Source organism: Vagococcus hydrophili (assembly GCF_011304195.1).
GTDB lineage: Bacteria > Bacillota > Bacilli > Lactobacillales > Vagococcaceae > Vagococcus > Vagococcus hydrophili.
Window position 1 is genome coordinate 1426814 of record NZ_CP049887.1, and the last position, 12352, is coordinate 1439165.

The following is a 12352-nucleotide window of genomic DNA, read 5'->3' on the forward strand; positions in this document are numbered from 1 at the left end:
AACATAACGTTATTTATCTAACTAGGAGATTGGCGTCTCTTAGCTAGCATAGCAATAATGTTATGCACCAACAATCAGCTGTAATCTGAAGGTTAGTGACGCTTCTTTAAAATATTGTAGAAATCTCTACAATACATAGAATTATAACAAATTCTTTCAAGAATTTCGACTTTTTTGACTGCTTTTTTATTTTCGGTCTGATTAGTTGAGTTATTAATCTATGTAGCTTATTTGTGGAGCAATCTGGATATTTTAAAGGAGGGAAACAACTTTAGCTAGTTGTTTCCCTTCTTTTTTATTTTATGTGGTCATACATTCAAAAAAGGGGAGTTAATTTTATGAGAAAGGGAAAATTTTTTTTTAGTATGGTATTAGTATTATTTTGCTTTCTTAATTTTTTTTATCCACAAGTGACGGTAAATGGTACCAATGTAGGGATTACATTTGATGAGGGGACACAAGAATCTACAGTAAAAAAAGAGGAACCTCAAAAAAAAATAAAGAAAAGACAGGATTTACCACAAACTGGTGAGATTATCGCATCCTTAATTATGATTCTACTTGGAATGATGCTTGTTATGACAACCATTGGAATTTATTTGTTTAATTTAATTTTTTATGAGAATTACTTACAAGAGATATAAATGAAATATTTATATAGATAAAAATTTGGAGGTTTTGGAAAATGAAAAAATATTTATTTTCAACAGTATTATTAGCAGGAGTAGTGGTAAGTTTAGCACCTAGTGTGACGGAAGCTGCATCAACAGTAGAAAGAAAGCAAACAACGGATGTAGAAATTAAGTTCAAGGATAAAGATAACGGTTTTGATGATAAAGCTGAAAACAACTTAATTATGGGGGCAACACCAACAGAAATCAGTTTTACTGATGGTCGTGGTGATCAAAAAGGAAAAGGTTTTACAGCGCCTCAAGCTGGATCAAATGCGATTTTTAAGGCAGACATGTTTGATGAATCTCGTTACATTGTTGTCAACGATGATCGTCCTGATGAAAGACAAAGTACTTGGAAAGTAGATGCTAACTTAAGTAAATTCATGGATACAAAAAGTAATCAAGAAAGTAATTTAGTAGCGGATTTAATTTTAGATACAAAAGGCTTACAAGAATATCATATTGGTGCATACAGTGAGGCTTTAGGCGATTATGAAATTCTTAATCCAAATTATTTAGAGGGAGCAGCTTTAAGTAATGTAGTGAAACCTTATACACCGAATCCAGATTCACCAGTTATTACTTCAGCATCTGGGCCAGTTACTTTAGTAGCCGGTGGATCGTCAGTTAACATGATTAACAAAAAGGTTAAGGGACTAGATCCAGATCATACTAAAACTGACGGATTTGGAGTAAAAAAAGGTGGACAAGGATATGTCACTGAGTTTACTTCTCCAAAATTAGTAGTAAAAAGTGGGGCTACAAAAGGGTCTACTCATATTGCAAACTTAACTTGGACAATGACTTTTGATGATGTTGTCAGACCATAGAAAAAATAAGTAGTAAGTAAAATAGGAAGAGCTTGTTGAATGAATCAAATTCTTCCTATTTTTATCTTGATGTTTAGTAATAGAAAGCTAATTAAATAAAGTAAAAGGAATAGGTAAATAGGAGTATGAATAAACAGCTAAAAAGATTTTGTTTCTTAGAATCAGTGGTTACAAGTATGTGGGTTTTGTATTTTCATCATTTTTATATTTTTTATAAAGATGCTCTAGAATTTGGGGCAGAAGAATCAAGTAAAGCAATCAAACTTTCTTTTATACTTATCTATCGGAGTCAAGAAACCTTTTCTTTTTTGAGTTTTGCCTTTGTATTATTAGTGATTAATGTGTTTGTAATTGTGGTAATCAAAAGCATTGCGAATAGAAAAATAATAATAGCTGTTTCCTTTATACAATTATTTATTAGTTTGTTGTTACTAAATATCAATGTACTTTATGTTTTAACGATTCCTATTTCAGTTATCTCAATCTTGATTGTTTATATGAGTTATATCATTAGTAAACATAGATTTAGGCAAAGATTAGTTTTGAAAGAAGAAGTGGTCGGTTGTCATGGTCCATTTAATAGTCAGAAAGAAGTAGATAGATATGAAGATAAGTTAGTTGAGACGTATGATATCAGTCAATTAGTAAAAAGAACAACTATTGAAAAAAATAAATATTTTCTTGAATTTGATGAAAAAGAAAAGACAGGTGGTTGGAATGAAGAATAAAGCACTGATTATTCTTTTTATAGTACTAGGAATTTGTGGTATGAAGGAAAAACAAGTGGTAGCAACAGAAAACCAAAACGATGTTGGTTTTTATGTGACACCTGTCACACCAGCAACACAACTTGATTTAAGTAGAAGTTTTTTTTATGTTAAGACGGAACCTGAAAAAGAACAAATTTTAAAAGTTAATGTAACAAATACAACCAAGGAAGAAAAAACAATTGAAATTAATATTGCTAATGCGATGTCTACAGAAAATGGACAAATTGATTTTCAAGAGGTTTTGGTTAAAGAGACGTCACTTAAAAATTCAGTAGAAGAATTAATTACAACAAAAGACAAGGAAATAACTTTAAAATCTGATGAAACCAAAACAGTTGAATTCTCTATGAAACCTTCAAAAGACCACTATGAAGGCGTTAAAATGGGTGCTATTACATTTAAGAACAAATCTGGAGAAGAAGCTAATGGTATGGTTTCAGTATACAATTCTTATAAAATTGATGTTGTTTTGTCCGAAAATGGTGATGATTTTAGAAATGGTGAAGTTTTAAAATTAAAAAAAGTAGGACCTGAATTGAATAAGGGGCGAAAAGTGATTCAAGCGGAAATTCAAAATCCTGAATCCAAGCTCGTTAGAAATTTAGAAATAAAAGCTAAACTTATTGATAAAAAGAATAACAAAGAAATAAAAAATATCCATACCATTGATTATGGATTAGCTCCCAATTCAGTTCTACCTTTTATCTTTGATTTAGGTCTTAGTAATATAAAGCCTGGTGAATATAAAGTGAAAATGACCATTACTAATGTCGATAATCAATGGGATTTAGAGAAAGATTTTAAAATTAATAACGAACAAGCTAAAAAGTTAAATGATGAGAGTCCATTTAGAATTAATACACCTCAGTGGGTAAAATTTCTAAGTATCTTACTTGGAATTAGTGTAGTAGTCATTATTATAATTTTAATAAAACGTAAAAATAAGTGGCAAAAGGAATCGAAACATCGAAAAAGTAGAAGGAAGAAAGGAAAAAAAAGAAAATGATTTATTATCTATGGGTATTTATATTGAGTAGTATAGCGATAATATCAGTCTTTTTCTTTTTACTGACGTTCAATAGGGACTTATCATTTTGTAGAAAGTTAAAAAAAGATAAAAAGCAGTTGATATTAAATTTTAGTTTACTATTTATTTCAATGATTAGTACAGGGTTGATTATTTATTTGTTTATGATATTGAAAAAACAAATAGAGATTTTTTCTTAAAATATGTTAGGAGGAAAACAAGATGGAATATGGCTATTTGAAATCAATTGACGGTCAAGTGATGAATATGAGTTTACTATTTACAAGATATTCTGAATGTGATGTGGTGGTTGATCCATTAGATTCCACTGAAAATTTGGATATTTTGCTAGGAAAGTTAGAAGAAAAGGATACTGTGATTATCTATGATTTAGTTCCTTTAGTAATTGGTATGAATAATTTAGAAAAAACAGTCCGACTATTTAAAGAAATGTCGATTCGATTGATTGTTATAGATTCCGAGATAGACACAGCAAAAGAGGAACATTGTCATTTTTATGATAATTTAACGTGCTACATTAATAGTCGCAGACAAGCTCATAGTTTAGTAAATAAATCTATTTTGAGAAAAAGAAAAGAACAAGGCTTAGTTAATGGAAGACCAGTTGTTGATGATGAAGTTGTTGCAAAAATCAATTATTTAAGACAAGCAAAAAAAATGAAATATCGTGAAATTGCAGAGGCTTGTCAAGTGTCGATCGGGACAGTGTGTAAGTATTTGGAACGAGGTAGTTAAATGAAAAAAATATTGATATTAGTCGCAGTATTTTTTGTTCTATTGTTTATACACCCAGATACTTCAGAAGCTAGAGTTGATGTTAATTCCAATGGATCCGTAACAGTCACAGGACGAGATATAGGAGAAAGAATCAATAAAACGGGAGTTGCTACAGGTCCAGACTATGATGTTTTTTCTAATCCTACCTATACGTTGACCCAATATACTCAATATAATAAGACAGGCGCTATTTGGATGACTGACCGATTATCAACAAGAGATCCCTTTGAATTTTATGGGAGCATAGAAATTAGTAATCCTAAAGCTATGAATATTTTGTATCTTGAAAGATTAGGTGATGGAATGAGTTTAATATTTCATAATGATGATGAAAAAATGGTAGGATATTATGGTTCTAGTTTAGGTGTTTTAGGATTATCTAATGCTCATGGATTAGTAATTGATACTTATGCCAATAATAACGCTGGTGATACGTATCCAGGGAATGCTTGGGTTAATAATTCACATAAAAGAGATCCAATTACAGCAGGAGAATACTATTATCAAGTATGGTCAACGAATAGCAGAGGTCAAGGTGAGAGAGAAACAACAGGATCTAAGTTTAAGGTTTTAGAAAGTCTGAGGAATTCTAAAAGTATTGAAGTGAGTTATAATCCTGTCACCAGGTATATTACTTACAAAATTGATGATGGGGGGAAACGTAAAGAACATAAAAGTTACGTGCCACCTTCACAAGAATATTTCTATTTTGCTAGTACAGCTTCCACAGGTGGATCGACGGGAACTCATAAAATAACCATAAAAAGTATAAGCTACACTCCAAAGCGTTTTAAACGTCTAGTCTATAAAGATGTCAATACAAATCAAGAGGTCAAGAGTCGTGATATTGAAACAGGAGTCATAGGAGAGAGCTATAACTTTTCACCCAGTCCGCCAAAAGGGTATGATGTAGTTTCAATAGAAGGAAAATTATCAGGTAAATATGAGTATGATGATACTTTTGATAATGAAAATATCATCATGTATGTAAGAAAACAACCAACATCAAACGTCTATGAATTAAAAACAAAAAATATGCTTTCAAGAAACGATAATACTAATCAATTATTTTTTGAAAAAAATTATATTGATTTTATTTCTCTGAGTAAACCTGTGTCTAAAATCACTTTTACGACGCCAAAATATATCACTTGGGATTTAGATGCTATTGGTGAGTATAATGGGTGGCAAAAAATTGATTATACAACTAAAACTAAAAATGTTTATCAAATTTATAATATGAATTCTAAAAACAATCCATTACCTAACGGAATTCTTTCGAACGCAGAGATGCAAGAATTAATATCAAGATATGGAAAATTTAAATTTAACCCTGATATGAAGGATCAAATGGAAATAGATGTCATCCAGCTTGAATTATCCAATGATGCCGTAGTTTTATATGAAGATTCTGATGAATATGGTCTGACAGGTTATTTTATGCCTTATCTGTATGATCAGAATTTCGTTAAAATAAATACTAGAGAAAATGGCGTAGTAAATTCCTTAGTAGACTATACTTCAAATAAATATGTCTATAAAAATACGAATAGTTTGAAAACTAAAAAAGATCAAGATGCAGGAAGTTTTGTTAAACGAATGTTAGGTTCAAACTATATAGCTACAAGTGATGGGTATATAAAAGGTGACGAAGCAGCAAGTTCAGTACCAAATGTGATGGACAAATATTTAATTAAATTTAATTTAACAAATAAAGATTTAGGCGTTCCAGAAACTAAAAATCCAAAATTATCTATTCCCCAACCTACGTTTTTGACAATTAAAGATACCATGGGAAATATCGTTCAAGAGAGATATCAAGTTGGGCCTGAGTTTTATCATTTAGGAGATATGATATATCAAGATGCTACCAAGCTACCAGTAATTGAAAAACATACTTTTATAAAATTAGAAGATGAAACACAAGCATTTCCAATAAAAGTAACAACTGAAACTAAGGACATAGTTGCTATTTATGAGAGTGATTATAATTACTGGGGAAATGTACCATGGACATTTAATGAAGCTTCCGGTACTTTGAATTTACATGGAGATAAAGTACCGGAAGCGAAATTAGGAACGGTTTTTGAATCTCCATGGAATCGAGGAGACAATCAAAAAATAGACCATAAAAAGATTAAAGTAATTGATTTAGTAGGTAACATAAAAACACCAGTGAATGCTCAGTATTTATTTGCAGACACGTATTTTGAAGGGGCTGAGCAAGGGAATTATTTAGTGAACTTAGAAGAAATAAAAAATATAGAGTCTTTGGATGTTTCTCAAACCAGAGATATCCGAGGAATGTTTTTCCATGCTAAAAAGATAACAGAATTAAATTTATCAAACTGGGACACAACTCAAGTAATCGGTGATTATGAAATGATTAACACATTTTCTGGGATGACGAGTTTAAAGTCAATTTCATTAGGTGAAAAAACTAAATTATTAGATAATACTGGTTTAGTCGCTAAGAAAACAGGTAATTATTCTGGTAAATGGCAAACAGTAGGATCTGGCTCTAAGAATCGACCTCGTGGAAATTGGCAAGGGTCGACATCTCAATTAGAAAAACACACACGAGAAGAAAATGTTTCAGCAGATACTTATGTGTGGCAACCCCTCTTAACTTGGGGGAACGTTCCTTGGAGTTTTAATGATTCTGGAGAATTAATGTTACATGGTGATGAAGTAACAAGTCCCGTATTAGGTGATTTTACAACGTCACCGTGGAATATCAGACAAGACTATGTATTGCAAGCTACAGAAATAAAAAAAATAAATTTACAAGGAAAAATTACCTCTAGTAACGATTCTAATTATTTATTTTCAGATGGTAAGACGAATGGAAACTATCTCACAAATTTAGAGGAAATTAAAAATTTAGATACGTTAGAAATGGGCAGCGTTACTCGAACAGATCATATGTTTTATAAGGTGTCTAATTTATCAAGATTAGATTTATCCACATGGAACACATCTAAAGTTAAAACGATGGATAGTATGTTTGATGGTATGGAGTCATTAAGAGAACTTCATTTAGGTATTCAGACTAAATTAAAAACAGGGACCAAGTTAACCTCCCCTAAAGGCTCTAATTATTCTAAAAAATGGCGAACCGTAGGAACTAGTGGAAGCGTAGCTAAACCTAAGGGAGATTGGCGTGGAAGTGCTTTAGAACTTGAGACTAGAACACAAGAAAAATTAACAAGGGCAGAGATTTATGTTTGGGAACCTTTAGTGGTATGGGGAAGCGTCCCATGGAGTTATTTTGAGTCAGGAGAATTAGTTCTTCATGGTGATGAAGTGAACGATGCCTATTTAAGTGATTATTTAGAATCGCCGTGGAATCGAAATGATGGTTATGAGATTAAAGGAAACTTAATAAAAGAATTAACTATTAATGGGAATACCTTAACATCATATAATTCAGAATATTTATTCTCGTCAGCAGATCCTAATAAGTATCTGTTAAATTTAGAAAAAATAACTGGCTTGGATAGTTTAAATACATTATACATAGCAAATTATGAAAATATGTTTTTAAATGCATCGAAATTAAAACAATTAGATTTATCGACATGGAATACGTCTCAAGCTTCGAACATGAACAATATGTTCGGGAAAATGTCTAATTTAAGAGAACTTCATCTAGGCAAGCAGACGAAATTACTATCTAGAACAGGATTAACTAGTCCACAAGGAAATAATTATACAGACAAATGGCAGACAGTAGGACGTGGGACGACTGAAAATCCTAAAGGAACTTGGTCAGGAACATCCATAGAATTAGAAAAAAGAACACAAGAAAGCCTCAAACAGACAGATATCTATGTGTGGCAACCTTTAGTAGGTGACATTTATTTATCTCAGTATCCAGAGGTTTATAAATTTGAAACAAGAATTAAAGATAAATGGCAACCCGTTGTATTAGAACCTAAGGATAAAGAAGACAAATTTATTAGTGTTAGTGATGAAAGACGTGTGACTTCCGCTTGGTCATTGAATGTTTCAGCGAAACCTTTAACGAGTAAAAGAAATGGTCGTGAAATTGAAGAAGCAATGTTTGATTTTAAAACATCTGAAATGATGTTTAAAGATAATAAAAAACAACGTCCTAATTTTAATTCACACATTGAACTTTATACAGATAACGCTAGTATATCAGTCATGAATTTAGGAGCATTAGGTGAAGAGCCATTAAAAGGTGAGTACGGATTAAAAATTTCAGACATGAAATTAAAAGTACCACGAAATAAAGTAGTGAGTGATGAAGAGTTTTTAAGCCATTTACGATGGACATTAGACGCGGTTCCAGAATTTTAAAAAATTTTTATATAAAAAGGAGAAAGAAAATGAGAAAAAAATTATTAGGATCAATGTTTATTGCAACATGTTTATTAGGAGGAAGTTTATTATTAAATGAAACAAAAGTTTCCGCACATGGTTATGTTGAAACGCCAGCTGCTCGTGGTTATCAAGGGCAATTAGATCGAAATACTTTAGGTTGGTCAGGCGCTTTAAATTTATACGGCAATGTTATTACCAACCCACAGTCTCTTGAAGCACCTAAAGGATTTCCAAAAGGTGGACCAGAGGATGGTCGTATCGCTTCTGCTAATGGTGGATTTGGACAAATTGGAGATTTTGTCTTAGATAATCAAACAAGTGATCGTTGGAAAAAAACAGCTGTGAACACAGGTGAAAATATCTTTACTTGGCACTACACAGCGCCTCACAAAACAGCCAAATGGCATTACTACATGACAAAGTCTGGTTGGAATCAAAACAAACCATTAAATAGAGATGAACTAGAATTAATTGGAACAGTCAACCATGATGGAACAATGTCTACAAATAATTTAAGTCACGCAATTTCGATTCCAGAAGATCGAACAGGTTACCATGTGATTTTATCTGTTTGGGATGTAGCAGATACATCTAATGCTTTCTATAATGTTATTGATGTAAATGTTAAAAATGATACAATACCAAATATTCCAAATAAACCAACGAATCTTCAATCAAAAAATACAACTAAAAAATCAACAATGTTAACATGGGACTCTCAAGTTTCTGCTAAATCTTTTAATGTTTATCGTGATAACCAGTTAATATCTACCGTTTCAAGTAATCAGTTTGAGGATAAAAATTTGGAAGCTGGTAAAGAGTATACATATGAAGTTGAAGCCATTTCAACTTCAGGAAGTAAATCTCCTAAGAGCGAGAAGTTAAAAATAACAACGATAGCTGAAGATATTAAAGAGAAACCAACAGCCCCACAAAATTTACATTCAATGGGCGTTGATAAAAACACAGCTTCGTTAATGTGGCGTGCATCAACACATACAGAAGGAATTAAAGAATATGAAGTTTATCGTGATGGTAAATTAATAAAAACAACAGGACAATTAAGTTATCAAGATAGTGGTTTAAAAGCAGATACTTCTTATAAATATACTGTGAGAGCGATTAGTAATGATGGGATTCAATCAGAATTAAGTAATGAGCTTTTAATAACAACTAAAAAAGAAGTAACCGAACCAATTGAAGGTCGAACATGGAAAGTTGGAACATTTTCAAAACCTGAAAATTATCAAAGAGGAGAAATGATTCAATATCAAGGGAATTCTTATATGGCTCTAGTTACTCATAATAATTATGGTGATACTAATTGGAATCCTGTTTCAGCGCCAAGTTTGTGGATAAAAAAATAGAATAGAATAAAAAAACGATGAAAGTCGTTTTTTTATTTTTTAGAAAGAAGGAAATATGAGGGATTTGAATAGAATTCTTAAGTTGGTTTTCTTATTAGTGAATGTACCAATTCTATTTTTGTATGAAATGAAGACGGTTCATGCTGAAGAGATAAGTAAAGTAGATTTTACGGTAGAACCTATTTTTCCAGACAATCAAGTGAATAAAAATTTAGCCTATTATGACTTAATGATTAAACCAAATACAGAACAAAAAATTTTACTGAGAGTAAAAAATTTAACAAAAGAACCTATTGTGGTTGATGTAGGAATAACAGAAGCCACAACGAATCGATATGGAAAGATTGATTATGGTCAAGAAAAACCAATGGAGCTTGACCCACGTAATCTATCTATAACAGATCTAATAATGGTGGATGAAGAATTTAAACAGGTAAAACTGAAAGGATTTGAAGAAAAAGAAGTGTCAGTAACAATTAAGTCGCCTGAAAAAGAATTTTCCGGGATTAAATTAGGCGCTGTTACCTTTATTAAATCTGGAGAAGATAAAATTGGAGAAAATGATTACGGTTATCGAATTGGTGTATTGTTAAATGAAGATCGAAAAAATTACGATGAAACAGGTAGTTTAAAACTACGTTCAGTGAGTGCAGGGCTTGATAATGGATTTGAAGCAATAAATTTATTGTTTTCAAATCAAGAACCTCAAGTTATTAAACAAGTAGATATAAACATTGAAATTAGAAAAAAAGGAAAGAAGAAGGTGATTACAGAGTACTTCTTAGAATCATGCTCTATTGCCCCAGAGTCTAAATTTCAATTAAGCATACCTTGGGATATTCAGAAGATGAATTTGGGATATTATGACGTGAAAATAGTAGCTAAAAATAGCACTAAAGAGTGGGTTTGGAATGAAGCTTTGGAAGTAAAAATGACTAAAGAATTAGAGAATCAAGGAATTGTTTTGAAAAACAAAAATTTGGGGAATCATGAACTATTATATCTAATTATTTTTTTCATTGCGGTTTTAAATGTAGTTGTAATCATTAAAAGATTAAGAAGAAGTATACATCAGAAACTACCAAAGGAGGAATACAAATCATGTTGATTATTTGGTTTATTATTATATTAGTAATGTGCGTATGTGTTCTAACATTAGGTGGTTATCACTTGGTGAAAGATTTAAAAAGTAATGATGTAGGTTATAAGATTGTTCCCTTAAACAAATTATTAATTTTTGTTGGGATTATAGATATCTGCTTATTAGTATATATGAGTATTTTAATGAAATATAATATTTAATCGAAATGTAAAAAAACATGATATAATAAAATCACGCAAGAAATTGCGACAAACTTTTGTAAAGGAGAGATGTTTTATGAAAAAAGTAAAAGACGCAGTAAAAAATAATGGAGGTTTCTCTTTTTAGTGTAAACCTCTGAACATAACGGAGGATTTCATGGAAAAAACAAAAGGTATTGTCGTATTTCAAGGACAAGATATCTCAAAAATTAAACAAGTAGATGGGACAATGATTACAGGTCGCGTCTCAGGTAAATTCAGAAAACAAGTAATGCAACCAAGCGATTATCCTGTAGTGGGAGATGAAGTAGTTGGTCACATGTCTGATGTAGATCAGATGATTATTCAAGAAGTGACAACTAGAAAAAGCTTTCTACAAAGAAAAGTAGCGGGAAATAGACAAGATGAACAAGGCATCGCAGCAAATGTTTCAACTGTTTTTATCACAACCAGTGCCAATGAAGATTTTAATCTATCACGCTTAGAACGATTTACTACGATTGTTTGGGACAGTGGAGCAACGCCGGTTTTAGTCTTAACGAAAACAGATTTGGTGTCAGCAGATAAATTAAGTTCTTTAGTCGATGAGTTAGAAACTTACTTTTATGGAATTTCAGTGTGCCAAACAAATTGTTACACTGAAATTAATGAAGATTTAAAATCTTTCTTAAACAAAGGAGAGATTGTAGCGTTTATTGGGTCATCTGGTGTTGGCAAGTCGACTCTTTTAAACCAGTTACTTCAAGAAGAAGTTCAGACAACAAAAGAAATTAGAGAAGATGACGCAAGAGGAAAACACACTACAACCAGTCGCCATCTGTTTACATTGCCAAATGGTGCTATGGTGATTGATACCCCAGGAATGAGAGAAGTGGGCTTAGAAACTGTTTCTACCAGTGCCTTCGATCATCAGTATCAAGTGATATATGATTTAGCTGAAACGTGTCGTTTTTCAGATTGTCAGCATCAGACAGAACCGGGTTGCGGGGTAAAAAAGGCAATTGAATCTGGTGAACTAGATGAGATGATTTTTAAAAGCTACTTAAAAATGGAACGGGAATTAGCTTTTTTAAAAGCCAAAGAAGATAAGAAACAGCGAAAAATAAAATAATTTTTGAAGGGATGGCATATTGCTGTCCCTTCTTTCTTTTTAGTGAAGTTAGCCTTATAATTAAGGGGAGTAAAATACAGGAAGGGGATGTATTTCTATCGATTATTTAGAAATTAGTCAACG

At 31.7% G+C, this 12352-nt stretch carries 9 protein-coding genes; all 9 read left to right on the forward strand.

Annotation, left to right across the window (positions count from 1 at the left end; translation table 11 throughout):
- Nucleotides 1-338 precede the first annotated feature (338 nt).
- The 9 genes from G7082_RS07215 (at nt 339) to rsgA (ending at nt 12229) form a co-directional block, all read left to right on the forward strand.
- Nucleotides 339-644 (forward strand): LPXTG cell wall anchor domain-containing protein, encoded by a 306-nt coding sequence (locus G7082_RS07215; protein WP_166034440.1) that lies wholly within the window; start codon nt 339-341, stop codon nt 642-644.
- Nucleotides 645-685: 41 nt separating this feature from the next.
- Entirely contained in the window at nt 686-1504 is an 819-nt protein-coding gene (locus tag G7082_RS07220) for a hypothetical protein (protein WP_166034441.1), read from the forward strand.
- A gap of 125 nt (nt 1505-1629) precedes the next feature.
- Nucleotides 1630-2232 carry a hypothetical protein gene (locus tag G7082_RS07225; RefSeq protein WP_166034442.1) on the forward strand — a complete coding sequence of 201 codons (603 nt, stop codon included), beginning with the start codon at nt 1630-1632 and terminating at the stop codon, nt 2230-2232.
- The gene (locus G7082_RS07230; protein ID WP_166034443.1) at nt 2222-3280 is read left to right on the forward strand and encodes a WxLIP family cell surface protein; all 1059 of its coding nucleotides are present in this window, start codon (nt 2222-2224) and stop codon (nt 3278-3280) included. The genes G7082_RS07225 and G7082_RS07230 overlap by 11 nt, the downstream gene beginning before the upstream one ends.
- Nucleotides 3281-3523: 243 nt before the next feature.
- Nucleotides 3524-4057, forward strand: a complete 534-nt coding sequence (locus G7082_RS07235; RefSeq protein ID WP_166034444.1) for a hypothetical protein — start codon at nt 3524-3526, stop codon at nt 4055-4057.
- On the forward strand, nt 4058-8425 hold the full coding sequence (locus G7082_RS07240; protein ID WP_166034445.1) for a lectin-like domain-containing protein: 4368 nt from the start codon (nt 4058-4060) through the stop codon (nt 8423-8425).
- A 29-nt stretch (nt 8426-8454) separates the two neighbouring features.
- Nucleotides 8455-9816, forward strand: coding sequence for a lytic polysaccharide monooxygenase (locus tag G7082_RS07245; RefSeq protein WP_166034446.1), 1362 nt, complete (start codon nt 8455-8457; stop codon nt 9814-9816).
- Between the two features lie 64 nt (nt 9817-9880).
- A complete protein-coding gene (locus G7082_RS07250; RefSeq protein WP_166034447.1) occupies nt 9881-10924 on the forward strand; it encodes a DUF916 domain-containing protein in 1044 nt (347 codons plus the stop codon).
- Between the two features lie 351 nt (nt 10925-11275).
- Nucleotides 11276-12229: a ribosome small subunit-dependent GTPase A gene (gene rsgA / locus G7082_RS07255; protein ID WP_166034448.1), complete on the forward strand. Its 954-nt coding sequence runs from the start codon at nt 11276-11278 to the stop codon at nt 12227-12229.
- Nucleotides 12230-12352 lie beyond the last annotated feature (123 nt).